At 58.8% G+C, this 13,822-nt stretch carries 13 protein-coding genes and 1 tRNA gene; 6 read left to right on the top strand and 8 right to left on the bottom strand.

All coding sequences use genetic code 11. The features are described 5' to 3' along the window. Positions 1 to 89: 89 nt before the first annotated feature. The gene (locus CVS28_RS08440; protein WP_103465114.1) at positions 90 to 362 is read left to right on the top strand and encodes a hypothetical protein; all 273 of its coding nucleotides are present in this window, start codon (positions 90 to 92) and stop codon (positions 360 to 362) included. Positions 363 to 366: 4 nt separating this feature from the next. Here CVS28_RS08440 and CVS28_RS20130 read toward each other — a convergent pair whose 3' ends face one another. After that, positions 367 to 621, bottom strand: coding sequence for a cell division protein CrgA (locus CVS28_RS20130; protein WP_243399780.1), 255 nt, complete (start codon positions 619 to 621; stop codon positions 367 to 369). Positions 622 to 883: 262 nt separating this feature from the next. Here CVS28_RS20130 and CVS28_RS08450 point away from each other — a divergent pair, with 262 nt between their 5' ends. The 3 genes from CVS28_RS08450 to CVS28_RS08455 are packed head-to-tail and all read left to right on the top strand — an operon-like array spanning position 884 to position 2,470. Then, complete coding sequence (locus tag CVS28_RS08450; protein ID WP_370739489.1) at positions 884 to 1,666, top strand: class E sortase; 783 nt, start codon at positions 884 to 886, stop codon at positions 1,664 to 1,666. Beyond that, on the top strand, positions 1,666 to 1,830 hold the full coding sequence (locus CVS28_RS19660) for a hypothetical protein (protein WP_165788108.1): 165 nt from the start codon (positions 1,666 to 1,668) through the stop codon (positions 1,828 to 1,830). Before CVS28_RS08450 ends, CVS28_RS19660 begins: the two co-directional genes overlap by 1 nt. A 1-nt stretch (position 1,831) precedes the next feature. Continuing rightward, entirely contained in the window at positions 1,832 to 2,470 is a 639-nt protein-coding gene (locus CVS28_RS08455; protein WP_103465111.1) for an anthranilate synthase component II, read from the top strand. Positions 2,471 to 2,505: 35 nt separating this feature from the next. Here the strand turns inward: CVS28_RS08455 and pknB are convergent, their stop codons facing one another. From pknB to CVS28_RS08490, 7 genes are all read right to left on the bottom strand, one after another. Further along, complete coding sequence (gene pknB / locus CVS28_RS08460) at positions 2,506 to 4,404, bottom strand: Stk1 family PASTA domain-containing Ser/Thr kinase (protein ID WP_103465110.1); 1,899 nt, start codon at positions 4,402 to 4,404, stop codon at positions 2,506 to 2,508. Between the two features lie 68 nt (positions 4,405 to 4,472). Further along, positions 4,473 to 6,254 (bottom strand): protein kinase domain-containing protein, encoded by a 1,782-nt coding sequence (locus CVS28_RS08465; protein WP_103465109.1) that lies wholly within the window; start codon positions 6,252 to 6,254, stop codon positions 4,473 to 4,475. Then, positions 6,251 to 7,720 (bottom strand): peptidoglycan D,D-transpeptidase FtsI family protein, encoded by a 1,470-nt coding sequence (locus CVS28_RS08470; protein WP_103465108.1) that lies wholly within the window; start codon positions 7,718 to 7,720, stop codon positions 6,251 to 6,253. Before CVS28_RS08470 ends, CVS28_RS08465 begins: the two co-directional genes overlap by 4 nt. Then, positions 7,717 to 9,111, bottom strand: a complete 1,395-nt coding sequence (locus CVS28_RS08475) for an FtsW/RodA/SpoVE family cell cycle protein (protein WP_103465107.1) — start codon at positions 9,109 to 9,111, stop codon at positions 7,717 to 7,719. The genes CVS28_RS08470 and CVS28_RS08475 overlap by 4 nt, the downstream gene beginning before the upstream one ends. Next, the gene (locus CVS28_RS08480; protein WP_341476402.1) at positions 9,108 to 10,826 is read right to left on the bottom strand and encodes a protein phosphatase 2C domain-containing protein; all 1,719 of its coding nucleotides are present in this window, start codon (positions 10,824 to 10,826) and stop codon (positions 9,108 to 9,110) included. Before CVS28_RS08480 ends, CVS28_RS08475 begins: the two co-directional genes overlap by 4 nt. Next, positions 10,823 to 11,308: an FHA domain-containing protein FhaB/FipA gene (locus tag CVS28_RS08485; protein ID WP_103465106.1), complete on the bottom strand. Its 486-nt coding sequence runs from the start codon at positions 11,306 to 11,308 to the stop codon at positions 10,823 to 10,825. Before CVS28_RS08485 ends, CVS28_RS08480 begins: the two co-directional genes overlap by 4 nt. After that, positions 11,305 to 12,105 (bottom strand): FhaA domain-containing protein, encoded by an 801-nt coding sequence (locus CVS28_RS08490; protein WP_103481219.1) that lies wholly within the window; start codon positions 12,103 to 12,105, stop codon positions 11,305 to 11,307. The genes CVS28_RS08485 and CVS28_RS08490 overlap by 4 nt, the downstream gene beginning before the upstream one ends. A 386-nt stretch (positions 12,106 to 12,491) precedes the next feature. On the opposite strand from CVS28_RS08490, the gene CVS28_RS08495 reads away from it, so the two are divergent. After that, a tRNA-Leu gene (locus tag CVS28_RS08495) sits at positions 12,492 to 12,574 on the top strand. A 667-nt stretch (positions 12,575 to 13,241) separates the two neighbouring features. Continuing rightward, a complete protein-coding gene (locus CVS28_RS08500) occupies positions 13,242 to 13,619 on the top strand; it encodes a phage holin family protein (RefSeq protein ID WP_103481220.1) in 378 nt (125 codons plus the stop codon). The last annotated feature ends 203 nt before the right edge of the window (positions 13,620 to 13,822 follow it).

Consider the following 13,822-nt stretch of genomic DNA (forward strand, 5'->3'; position numbering starts at 1 on the left):
CAGGATTGCAATCCGCCTAGACTCAGAAGCAGGATGGCATTGACGCCGGAACAGGTCTGGCGCGATGCTCTAGAAAGCAGGGCAGCAGGATGTCTGAGCAGGAAGCTGAGAGTGGACGCTACGTGGAAGGTGACTTCGGTAAGGCCGGCGCCGAGGCGGGTCACAGGGCCGGAGATCCGGAGGGTAGCTACGTAGAAGGTGACTACGGGACGGCAGGCTCAGAGGAGGCTCAGGACGGTGGGGACCGCGGACAGTTCGTTGAAGCTGACTACGGCACGGCCGGAGATGTCCCTGGCCGTGCCGCTGAGGATCCTAAAGGCCGCTACATTCAAAGCGAGCAAGAGGAAGAAAACAATACTTAAAGGACTAGCTGCGCCAGCGGGTGGTCATCATGAAGCCGGCCAAGGCGATGCCGAAGCCAATGCCAATGTTCCAGTTATTAATGTTTGGGATGGGCAGGGCGCCGTCGGAGATGTAGTAGGTGATGATCCACACCAACCCGAGCAACATCAGCGTGACCATGACCGGCAAGAACCAGACGGCGTTGGGCTTCTGTGTCTTGCTGGAAGGCGTAGTGGCCGGCCCTTTGGTGGGGCGGGGACGCGATTTTGACTCGGGCACAGGAGCTCCTTGACGAAGTGGCCGACTAAATCGGCGACCGTGGTGGGTGGACGGCAGTTCTTGTTGCTGTGATGTTGCTGGGCAAATTATTCCAAGGCGGTGAACTGCCGCTATTGTTGACGTAATTCTAGCTGCATTTAGTGCAGTCGCGGATTGCATGACATTGCCGCTCAACTTCAGTCAGGAGACCCGCGTGGTTCGATCGCCAGGCCACGTCGATTCAGCCGTGGGCGTCGATGAGTTGATCTCCGACAACGAAAACGTGCGCCATCAGCGCAGACGTGCCGCCCGGCGCCAGCGCGCCCAGCGTCCCAAGCAAGGCTTCTTCCGTACCTTGGTCCAGATCATTGGTGAACTCCTCATCACCTGCGGCATCATCTTGCTGCTGTTTGTGGTGTGGGAGCTGTGGTGGACCAATATTGAGGCCAACACGGCCCAGCAGGCGGCCGTGTCACAGTTTGCCCAGGAATTTCAGGGCCCGGTAACTCCCCCGGCCCCAGCCGCTCCCACCGATTTTGGTCCACCCAAGGTCATGGACGCCCCTGAACTACCCAGCACAGTCTTCGGCATCGCCTACGTTCCGCGATTTGGCGAAAATTACAGCCGTCCGCTCGTGGAGGGTGTGGGCCAGGCACAGCTGGATACCTTGGGTCTGGGGCGGTATGACAGCTCAACCATGCCGGGCGGTGTTGGCAACTTTGCCGTGGCCGGGCACAGGCAAACCCACGGCGCTGTTTTGGATGCCATTCATACACTGGTTCCCGGCGACAAGATTTACATCCAAACCAAAGATGGTTACTACACCTACGTGTTCCGCAACAACCAGATCGTGATGCCCAGCCGTGGGGACGTCTTGTTGCCGGTACCGACCCAACCGGATGCCAAAGCCACCGAGCGTTTCTTGACTATGACCAGCTGCAATCCAAGGTTTGGTGCCGAGGAACGCATCATTGCCTACTCGATCCTCGAATCGTGGCAGCCTGCCAGCGTTGGCCCGCCCGCAGCGATTGCCGCACAAGTTGCAGCGAACCAGAAAGGCCAATAATGTACGGCTGGATTTTTAGACACCTGCCAGGGCCCCTGTGGTTCCGCATCATCACTGCAGTTCTGTTCGTCGTGGCGGCCGTGTTCCTGTTGATGCAATACGCCTTCCCGTGGTTGTCACAGTTCAACCCCCTTACCGACTCCACGATTGGCAGCGGACCCTAAGATGGCCACACGAATCCTTGTCATAGATAACTACGACAGCTTTGTTTACACACTGGTTGGCTACCTGCAGCAACTGGGTGCAGAGACAACAGTTGTGCGCAACGATGACGTCACCTTGGCTGAAGCCATTGAACTGGCATCTGCGCGCGACGGCGTACTGGTCTCCCCCGGCCCGGGCACCCCCGCCGAGGCTGGCGTTTGCATCGATCTCATCAAGTGGTGCGGCGAGAACGCCAAGCCCATGCTCGGCGTGTGCCTGGGCCACCAGGCGCTGGCCGAGGCCTATGGTGGCGTCGTAACCCATGCCGAACAGCTCATGCACGGCAAAACCAGCGAGGTGCTCCATCACGGCACCAGCGTTTTTGCGGGGCTACCCAGCCCCGTGACAGCCACCCGCTACCATTCACTCTCGGCAGTGCGTGCGACTATCCCGGACGTACTGGAGATTACTGCAGAGACGGCCGACGGCGTGATCATGGGTTTGGCGCACAAGCACGCCCCATTGTGCGGTGTGCAGTTCCACCCAGAATCTGTTCTCACCCAGGGTGGTTACCTTATGTTGGGCAACTGGCTCGAATCGTTGGGCTTGGCAGGAGCGGCGGCTACAGCGGCAACCCTGAGCCCGCTTATCAACAGCTAGTCCGGCAGTTGCCCGGATTGGCCCGGAGCTTTGGCTTAAGGGTCCGGCGGGGCCGGATCGCTGGTTTTCACCGGTGCCAGCGGCGTGGGTGTCGGCGTGCTGCTCGGTGATGGGGTGGCCGGTTCGGGTGCTTTGGCCAAGGTGATGACAACGGTGGTCCGTTGTGCCACTTTACTCCCCGCCGTTATCGACTGATCCGTCACCATGCCAGGGGTGACAACGGAGTTTTCAGCCTCTTGCCACTCGGGTTCCAAATAGGGGGAAGCCTTCTTGAGCGCTGCCGTGACAGCTTCCTTCACCTTCTCCGGATCCTTGGTGAGATCAAACAGTGACGGCATGATGACCTGGCCGTTGGAGATCTTTAAAGTGACACTGGTACCCACGGCCACGCTGGCCCCGGGTGCCGGGTCAGTGGTGACCACAAGGTTTGCGGCGATGGCGGGGTCAGTGACGAAGTCATTGGAATTGAATTTCAAGTTCAGCGCGCCCAGGTTCGCCCGGACCTCGGACTCGGTCTTTCCTGCCAAGTCCTTGGGGATGGTGACCTCCGAGGGACCTTTTGAAACAAAAACATCGACCTTTGACTGAGGGTTCACTAAAGCCCCGGTGCCCGGATCGGTGCGGATGACGTCTCCTGGTGCCATCGTTGCGGAAAATTCCTCTGTACTGTCGGGCTCGAGCCCCAAATTCAGCAACTGGGTCAGAGCGTCATCCTTGCTGACACCAACAAGGGATGGCACGGAGACTTGCTCAACGGCTATAGGCCGGGGATTGAGCAGGTTGTAGCCCAGAACTGCACCACCGCCCAGCACAATCGCCAACAAGACAAAAAGTGTTGCCATCCAAGCCCTGCGGCGCCGCTTCAGGTCCGGAGCGAGATCCGCGACTTCCTGTCCACTGGTGTCCGCCGTCGTGAGCGCTCCCCCTGCCATGACCTTTGCCATGGCGCGGGTGGCAGGTCCGTCGTCGTCGAGAACTGGGGAACTCGCAAGTGTTGCCAGGGCAGGCGCAGAAACCGGAACAACCGGATCAACCGAATGGTCCACGCTGGGCCCGGGCGTCGGCATGACTCCCGTACGGGCAGCACGAAGGGCTCTGCGGAAGGATGTGGCATCCTGGAATCGGTGGTTGCGATCCTTTTGAAGTGCGCGCATGAGCACAGCATCCAGCGCGGCTGACAGCTCGGGGTTGAAGGTGCTCGGGGTGGGCGGTTGTTCACGCACGTGCTGGTAGGCGACGGAAACGGGTGAATCACCCGTGAATGGTGGGCGCCCAGCCAGCATTTCGTAGAGCAGGCAGGCAGCTGAGTAGAGATCACTGCGGGCGTCAACACTTTCACCGCGAGCCTGTTCGGGTGACAGGTATTGGGCGGTGCCCATGACCGTTTGAGTTTGTGTCATGGTTGCCGCGGAGTCGGCAAGAGACCTGGCGATGCCAAAATCCATGACCTTGACCTGGCCCAACAAGCCGTGTTCGTCTTGGGTGACCATGACGTTGGCTGGCTTGATGTCGCGGTGCACAATGCCGGCGCGGTGACTGTAATCCAGGGCAGCCAGCACGCCAAGGGTGTAGTCGATGGCCGCATCCACGCTCATGTCCTTGCTGCGGATTAAGTCACGCAACGTCTTGCCCCGGACGTACTCCATGACAATGTAGGGCAAATGCGCGGTGTCACGCGTCTGATCCGCGGTGAAGTGCTCACCAGTATCGTAGACAGCAACGATCGACGGGTGATTGAGCCCGGCCACAGCCTGAGCTTCACGGCGGAAGCGGGCCTGCAGGTGAGAGTCCCTAGCGACGTCGGCGCGCAGCAATTTGATGGCCACAGTACGGCCCAAACGGATGTCATGAGCCATGTAGACATCAGCCATGCCGCCACGACCCAGCAACTCCCCAATCTCATACCTGTCATTCAGGACGCGCGGAACACTCATGAGTATCTGGTTTGTCCTTTCATTGTGAGGCGTTGGTGGATGAGATTGGAGAGATGCGCGGGTTGAGACTATGGCTTCTTGCCGTCCGCCGGTGCCGGGGTGGTAGCTGCAGTGGCGGGACCGGTGGAGACGTAGTAGGTGACAACTGAACCAACAGCTACCTGTGTTCCTGCAGTCGGATTGGTGCGAATCACGTTCCCCACGGTAACCACTGATGCTTCTTCAACACGTGCCGGGATGAAGCCAGCTGCAACCAAGGCAGCGTCGTATGCATTGCCTTCCTGACCAGCGGACGATGGGACAGCCGCCGTTACAGGCGGCTCAGCGCCCTTTGAAACCGTGAGGGTGACAGCGGAGCCAACATTTTGGAGCCCAGTTGGACTCACGGAGACGACTTGCCCCGCGGGCACCGAGTCGCTGAACTCCTCAACGCTCACCACAGTCATTCCAGCGTTCTTCAGGATCCCTTCGGCCTCGCCGAAGGTCTTGCCAACCAACATATTGCTGACGACGTCGAATTGCTGGGGAGCCTCCGACGTGGGGGGCAACGACTCCTGTGTGGGGGTGGGGGCTTCCGAGGTAGTGGGCGGGGCCGACGTCGTGCGCGTGGCGGTGGTGGGCGCCTTAGTTTCGGTCGGTGAAGCATCTCCACCAAAGAACCCTGCACCCTGCAGCAGCAGGGCGCCTAGTGCGAAGACCAGCAAGGCAATCAAGGCAATGAGCGGCCAAGTCCAGGGACTGCGGCGCTTCTTGGCCGGTTCCTGCTGCTCTTCCTCGTCCAGGGCGAGATCGTGGTCTTCGCTCTCGGCCTGCCAGGCACGTTCGGCACCGAGGATTTCAGCCCGTGTCTGATGTGCGGCTGTTTCCTGGCCGTCGTCACCGAGAATGGGCAGGGCCGTGGTGCTGGGCTCAGCGATGCTCGAAACCACAGTCGTGGGCGCCGTTGCGTTGATGTCAACGGGCGCCGTGATGGGACCTGTGGTGGATTCAAACAGCAGCATGCCAGGGACTGCCGCATGGGCAGCCGGAATGTCGCCAGCGCGGATGGCCTCGGCAGCCTCCGCCAGCTTCAGGGCATTTGCAGGCCTGTTGCTGGGTTCCTTGGCGAGCATGGACATCAGCAGGGCCCGCACTGGTGTGGGCAGAGTGTCGGGCAGTGGCGGCGGCGCGTCATTGACCTGAGCCAAGGCGATGGCAATCTGCGATTCGCCGGAGAACGGCCGGTGTCCGGTGATGCACTCGTAACCAATAACGCCCAAGGCATATATGTCAGAGGATCCCGTGGCTATTTGGCCGGTGGCCTGCTCGGGAGCCAAGTACTGGGCGGTGCCCATGACCTGGCCCGTCTGCGTCAAAGGCACCTGGTCAGCCAAGCGTGCAATGCCAAAATCGGTGATCTTGACCCGACCATCGGGGGTGATGAGCAAGTTGCCGGGCTTGACGTCGCGGTGGACCAAGCCTTGGGCGTGCGCCACAGCCAAGGCGCGGGCCGTCTGGGCGATCATGGACAGTGTCCAGTCGGCGGAGAGCACATGCTCACGCTCGATCAAAGCCGACAGCGGCTCGCCGGGCACCAATTCCATGACCAGATAGGCGGAGCCATCTTCTTCGCCGTAGTCAAAGACGTTAGCGATTCCCTCATGGTTCAGCAGGGCTGTGTGCTTGGCTTCGGCCCGGAACCTGGCTCGAAAGCCGGGATCACCGGTGTATTCGTCCTTGAGAATCTTGATGGCCACTATACGGCCCAGGACCAGGTCCTGTGCCTTCCAAACCTCGCCCATACCGCCAATGGCAATGCGTGATGTGAGTTGGAACCTGCCGCCTAAGGTGATACCAGAAATAGGCCTCACTTATTCAACACCGCCTTGAAGAGTTTGCTTGCGTTTGGACTAGTTAATTGTGCTCCGGTGGCAACGTCGACCCCTGGCATGACGATCGACACCACCACTTCGGGATCATTGGCTGGAGCGAAGCCGGTAAACCATGCGTTGTTCAACATAGTGCCGGACTCATTCAGACCGAGCTCAGCCGTGCCCGTCTTGGCTGCAACTTCAACGCCGGGAACTGCCGCCGCCGAGGCAATGCCATTGTCAACAACACTGACCATCCAGTCGGTGATCTGTGCTGCGATTTCCGGCGTGGTGGACTGGCGCAGGACCTCAGGGGTCAAGCTTGAAACGGTCTTTAGATCCGGGGTGCGGACCGTTTTCACCAAATTGGGTGTCATTTGTTGGCCGCCGTTGGCAATCGCGGCTGTCATCATGGCAATTTGCAGCGGCGATGCCAGAACATCCTTCTGGCCGATTGCGCTCTGGGCCAGGCCGGGGGCGTCGAGGACACCCTGACTCCCGGGGAAGCGGCTGTCAACAACTCTATCCGGGAAGTACACGGAATCATCATTGAAGCCAAATTTATTGGCCTGGGCTGTCATGGCATCTTGGCCCAGATCCAGCGCGATGCTGGCAAACGGTGTGTTGCAGGAGTTCTCCAGAGCAAAGGCAAAGGACGCCTTGTCCCGGATTGCGCACTGCCCGTTCGCGTAGTTTGGCAGCGTGTAGGTGATGCCGGGGAAGGTCATGGGGGAAGGGTTGGGAAGGATACTGTCCTTGTTGTATTTTCCGGACTCGAGCGCGGCTGCCGTGTCAACGAGCTTGAAAACAGAGCCTGGTGAGTACAAGCCTTTGTAGGCTTTGGAGCCATACAGGTTGATTCCTGGAACACCCACGAGTGACGCCATGGCCGCATTGACAGCTTTCTCGTCGTGGCTGGCCAGCAGGTTCGTGTCATAGGAAGGCTTGGACACCATGGCAATGATGGCGCCAGTCTTGGGGTTCATGACCACGATGGAGCCGTCCACACCGTCAGGAATCATGTCATAGGCAAGTTTTTGAATATTCGCATCAATGGTCAGCTCCACGGAGCGGCCCTGAGGTTGTTTCCCGGTAAAGGTCTGGGCGATGCGATCAAATAAGGCGTCGTCGGAGGTGCCCGTGAGCTGCTCCCGCATGGCGTACTCTATGCCGGACTGTCCGGAGAACCTGCTAAAGAAACCTGTCAGGCCCGCATACAGCAATGGATCGTTGTATTTGCGCTGGAACTTGCAATCGGTGTTAGTGGGAACGGACTCGGCGATGGCTTGTCCGTCAACAAGAATGGGCCCACGGTTTCCGCAGAAAGTCTTGAGCAGTTGCCTGTTGTTGTTGGGGTTGGCGTTGAGCGAGTCCACGGCAAAGAACTGCACATAGGAGATCGATCCAAAAAGCAGTGCAAACAAGGCGATGGCTACTATCCAGGAATTTCGAATTGCTTGATTCATGGCTTGGTCACCTCCAGTTTCGTATCGTGTTCTTGCGGCCCTGAAGCTGATGGTTCGGGCGTGTTGGAGACGTCAATGGGGCGGCGTGCGGCGTCGGAAATCTTTAGTATCAAGGCCACGATGATCCAGTTCGCCAAGAGTGAAGAACCGCCGGCGGCCAGAAACGGCGTGGTCAGTCCTGTCAGGGGAATGAGCCGTGTGACTCCGCCGATGATGATGAAGCACTGCAGTGCGACAGCAAACGACAACCCCACAGCAAGCAGCTTGCCGAAAGCGTCCCGAGTTCCCAGGGCAGCTCGGAAGCCGCGGGAAATGAAGAGTGTGTAGAGGCTAAGAACGGCGAATAGGCCAACAAGGCCAAGCTCCTCACCAATGCTGGCAATGATCATGTCGCTATTGGCCAGGGGTACGGTGTCGGGTGAGCCTTGACCAAAGCCGGTCCCTATGAGGCCGCCATTCGCCAGCCCGAAAAGCCCTTCGACCACTTGAAAACTGCCGCCTGCAGCGCCAATGTATTCGGGGTCAAGGGCATTGACCCACACGTCGATGCGCCGGGTGACGTGGGGGAAAATCTGGTATGCCGCGACACCACCAACGGCGATGAGGGCTAGGCCGATCAAGATCCAGCTGATGCGGCTCGTGGCCACATAGATCATGACCATGAACAAGCCAAAGAAGAGGATTGATGAACCAAGATCCCGCTGGAAAACCAGCACGCCCACACTGGCCAGCCAGGCTACGATCATGGGCGCCAAGTCCCTGGCCCGAGGCAATTGGAGCTTGCCGATCTTCTTGCCGGCCAGCAGTATCAAGTCACGGTTTGAGGATAGGTACCCGGCAAAGAATATAGCCAGGGTGATCTTCGCAATTTCACCTGGCTGAAAAGTGAAGGGCCCAATGGCAATCCATACGGTGGCGCCGTTGACGTTGCCGGCACTGATTCCGGGAACGAGCGGCAAGACCAGCAGCACAACGGAGGCAAGCAGGGAGATGTAGGTGTAGCGGCGCAGAATTCGGTGATCGCGCAGGAACCAGATCACAGCTATGGCAGCAACTACGGCGAGACTTGTCCACATCCACTGGCGCTGTCCGGCCGTGTCGCCTGAGGTGATGTCCAGGCGGTGAATGACGGCCAATCCAATGCCGTTAAGCGCAACAACCACCGGTAATATAACCGGGTCGGCATATTTAGCCTTGATGCGAAGCGCTATGTGGAAACCGATGGAAAGAACGGCGAGAATAGCGATCTGGGTGTAAAAGTCGTTGTCAAAAGTGCGTCCCAGATTGAGATTCACCAGAGCATTGGCCATGGTGGCAAGGCTCAGCGCCAAGATCAGCAAGAGCAGTTCAGTGTTGCGCCGAGGCTTTGCCACGGTTAACAGTTGGCTCATTGTCCGCCTCCGGGGATGCACGTAGCTTGCGCGGTTGCTGTGTTGCTTGCCTGCGGAGTTGGTGTCCCACTGGTTTTGGCGGAGGCAGACGGGCTGGATGTTGGAGCTGCCGTGGTGGTTGAACTGGCAGAGCTGCTCGCCGGTGGGGCCGTTGATGCAAGATCGCACGGGGGCGTGCTCGTGCCGGTGCCCAGTTGCAGGTCGCTGATGATTTGCTCCGCACTGGCCAGTGTGGAGGCCGGCACAGTCTGGGAAACCAGCTGTTGCGAATAGCTCGGCAGGGAATCAACGTTCACGCCGGTTTCACGGTGCAGGTGGGACAACGAAATGGGGCCCAATGATTGTGAGACGCCTTGGAAGATTGCTACATTGCCGTTGGATTCGCCCACAAAGTACTGTGTTTGGGTCCATGCGTACGCTCCCCAGGAGGCCGCCACGATGACCAGTGCCGTCAGTGCGCCGGTGATTGCCCAAACCCATGGGCGTTGCCGAAGTCGAGGCAAGGAGACTTCCGTGTCCTCCACAAGGACCGGCGCAGTGTTGGTTTTGTGTGTGAGGACAGTTGCAGCTCGCTGCGTTGCAGGTTGTCTGGCCAGCTGTGGGATCTTCCCCTCAGCATTGGCTGTCACTGCCGCTCCCACCAGCTCATGCTCGCGCGAGGCCAGTTCCCGCAGAATCACCGCAGCCCGGATGTGCGTATCAAGCGCAGCCGCGTCGTCGGCGCGGGTTTTTGATGTCTCGGCGCCTGGTACTGCAGCGACTGGTACTGCAGCGCCTGATTCTGCTGTGCCTGGGCCCTCGTCGAGGGCAGCTGAATCGTCGGCGGCCTGGCTTTGCGCCTCAGCTGCCGGGAGCTGCTCAGGGGCGTCCGTGGCGTCGTCCGTGGCAGTCTCATCGGCCAACGATGCCAGCTCTGGCTCTTCGGCAACAGTCGTGGCCCCAACGGTGGACAATGCGGCGGTGTCAGTGTCGTTTGGCACGCTTTCAACGACGTCGAACACCACCACGGTGACGTTGTCAGGAGAACCGGCCGCAAGAGTCAGTTCAATCAAGGTATCCGCGGCCGTGGCTAGCGATTTGGTGTGCCGGATGACCTCTTCGACCATTTCATGGCGAACAAAGTTCAGCCCGTCCGAACACAGGAGCCAACGCTCACCAGCCGTGACGTCGAAGTATTTCAAATCCAATTCGGGGGATGCATCAACATCACCCAGTACGCGCATCAGCACGTTCTTGTGGGGATGCACCTCGGCCTCGGCCTCGGTCATGCGCCCCTCATCGATCATGCGCTGCACAAAAGTATGATCGGTGCTCATCTGCTCGAAGGTGCCATCCTTGAGCCTGTAGGCGCGTGAATCGCCAATGTGCGCATAGGCCAAGCGGTCCCCGGAGAGCAGCAGGGCAGTGACGGTGGTGCCCATGCCGGCAAGTTTGGGATTGACGTGGACAAGCTCCGAGAGCAGGGAGTTGGCGCTTTGGATCTCGTCAGCAAGATGCGTGCCGGCGTCGCCGTCGTGGTGGTTGTGATCGAGATGGATCAGATCCAGGACGGTGGAGGCGCTGGCTACATCGCCACCGGCATGACCGCCCATACCGTCAGCAACCACGGCCAAGTACTTGCCTGCATAGGCAGAGTCGTCATTCTTGGCCCGAACCATGCCCACATGTGATCGGGCGGCATACCGCAGAATCAGTGGGTTTTTGGCCATACTCATGGCCTCAATTCGATGACCGTTTTACCGATCCGCACCGGAACACCGAGTTCCACAGGGAGTGCGCGTGTCAGCGCGGTGCCGCCCAAATAGGTCCCATTGGTGGACCCCAGATCTTCAATGAACCAGCGTGTACCCTGCGGAAACAGGCGTGCATGGCGTCCTGAAGCGTAGTCATCCTCCAAGACCAAGGTGGCCTCCTGCGCCCTGCCCAACAAGATGGGCGTGCCATCGAGTTCTAAGGTGGTGCCCGCCAAGGGACCTTCGGTGACCACCAATTGGCGGGCCTGAATCTTGGCTGGAGGAGAATCCTGAACCAGCTCCGGATGTTTGCGTGCCTGGCGGGCCGTGGGGGCACCAACTTTTGCTTTGCGCCCAATGACCAGGTCGCGTCGCATGGCTGCCACCACGGCAAACACCATGATCCACATCAAGACCAGGAAGCCGAACCGCATGATGGTGACTACAAGACTGAGATCGTTCATCCTTGAATACCGCCTCGTGCTGGCAAGATCCGGAAAGTTATTTGGGTGTGCCCCATGGTGATCGTCGATCCGTCATGCAGCGGCGCCGTGCCGTTGACGCGACGTCCGTCCACATAGCTGCCGTTGGTGGAGCCCAGGTCAACGGCTGTTGTGGCAGTGCCTTGGGTGCGGATCTCTAAATGCTTGCGTGAAACGCCTGTGTCGTCGATCAATATGTCTGCATCAGTCGACCTGCCCAGAATGATTGACTGGGCGTTAAGGGAGTACCGCTGGCCGTCAATGTCCAATACCGGCTGGCCTTGGACCGACGACGGCGTTGGCTGGCGCTTGTAGAGCGGCGCAGGTGCCGATGTCGATGAGGCCGGATTCTGGCTGGGCCTTGCCGGAGGGCGTGACGGGCTGGCTGCTGGTACTGCCGGAGCCCCGCTTTCCTTCTCGGTGGCGGACAAGACGTCAAATTGTCCCGCACGGAGCTCGGCAAGGTGATTGAAGGCAACCCGTACGGACCCCTGCAGCACATAGCCCTGACTCCGTGAGTGGTTAATGACCACATCGCACAATTCTTCGGCCAGGGTGACGCCCCAGGCGCGGGCCCGCTCAAAATCTGCATCGCCCAATTGAATATTGAAGACATTGGGGGCCAAGGTGCGACCTGCATCCAAGGTCATCGCCTTGTCATCGAGTTCACGGCGAAGGGCGCTGGCCATCTCCACGGGCTGGAGCTGCTTCGAGCCGAGGGAGAAGGCGCCGCGAACTGCCTTTTCAATGCCTTTTTCAACGTTGTCAAACAATCCCATGTGCTCTCCTCTCCTAATCTCTCTTGCTGCCCCAGTACGGGAACAGCAAAATCGGCTGGCATCAGCGCTTTGAAACGGCGCAGATGCCGAGCTGCCCGCAGCGCGGTCAACCTGGTTCAAAGTTGATACTACTGCGCGAGTCTTGGAATATCCCTATTGCCGGGAGGGGATGTGGCGGATTTCCTACCAGGGTAGGGGTTGGGGGTTTAGCGGGAAAAGCTAGCTAAAGCCCCTAGAAATAGAGGATTTCAGGGTCTGGGATGGCAGCAGTAGTGGCATCCTGAGTCGTGTGGGGATGCTCGTTTTGGTATTTCGGAAAGTCTCCTATATGCTTGATTTCGCTGTTCCACTGAATGTTGAAAAACATTCGATGGACTGCGAAAAACGCGCGAGTGGCGGAACGGCAGACGCGCTGGCTTCAGGTGCCAGTGTCCGAAAGGGCGTGGGGGTTCAAATCCCCCCTCGCGCACGTTTTTGAATCAATCCCCGGTGGAACCAATGGTTCCACCGGGGATTTTTTGTTGTGCCCCGATCTGAACCACACGAGTTCGCAGAGGTCTTGCGGCAAATCGGTGCGGAGGATAGAGGTACCAGTCAAAGGCTCGGTGTCCGGTGGGTCTGTTTTGGCTAAGGCCACTGATTCCTTGCTGGCATCGAGTTGGGGACGCATTGGGAACTCAGGCCTTTTGCTAGCGCCAACGCGTGACTAAGGGCTTGGAGCGCCACAGATTTTCAACGCCACCCAGGTCTCACAGCACTGGCAGAACCGTTCCGCACGAGCTTCTGAGTACACACACCTCACCGGGATTGACTGTTAGGAACCGCAACCCCGCATGCTTTCAAAGCAGGCGCACACCCCTACAACCCCCATAAACTCTGACCAAAATGGCAATCCTGTAAACACATTCTGGCGGCTAACCCATATAGCAGCAGTCTATGTAGAGGCATAGGAGTCCTTATATAGGAGCCCATAGTCGTGCAGTGCTGCTTGTGGAGCTCGGCGTCAGGCCCGATGGATGGATAGTGGACGCATCAGGGATGCGTAGGTATGGCTTCCTCGTCTACGTGGGTGCAGCAACAGTCCTAAGCAGGCACGGATCCTCCCGTTCATCTCTCTCAGCGATTAGGCTCGGGACATGAAGAAACTAGTGATAGGCATCGGCGTACAGCTGGGCAGCTCGGCCGTGGCCATTATTCTCGCCGCACTATTCCTGCCGGGGTTCCATCTGCGCTTCTCGGGATTCCTGACGGCGATCATCGTCTTTACCATTGCGCAGTCGTTGCTGGTAGGGCTGGTGGCCAAATTAGCCACCAAGTACACACCGGCACTTGCCGGCATCGCATCGTTGGTCTCAACGTTCCTTGCACTCGTCATTGCAGACTTCGGTTTTGGCGGGATCAACATCAACGGATTCTTTACCTGGATGCTTGCGCCGCTCATCGTCTGGGCAGTGACTGCCCTTTGCGCCGTTCTGGTGCCCAAGTACGTGTTGAAGGAATCCGTCACCAACTAGCTTCACCGTGTCCAGCATCGCCACTCGCATGCTTAGACATGGGAGGGTTCTGTGGTTTGCGTGTTCGCGTAAAAGAGTGTATTGTTTTTCGAGTTGCCCCGCTCGTTGGGGGAACGAAAAACCCCCTACTTGATGCCGGTTTTCCGGTGTTTTTGTGGTGTTTTGGTTGGTTGGTTCGCTGTTTAGTGGATTTGCTTTTCTGA

Origin of the sequence: Arthrobacter glacialis, from assembly GCF_002909415.1 — a bacterium.
GTDB classification, from domain to species: Bacteria; Actinomycetota; Actinomycetes; order Actinomycetales; family Micrococcaceae; genus Specibacter; species Specibacter glacialis.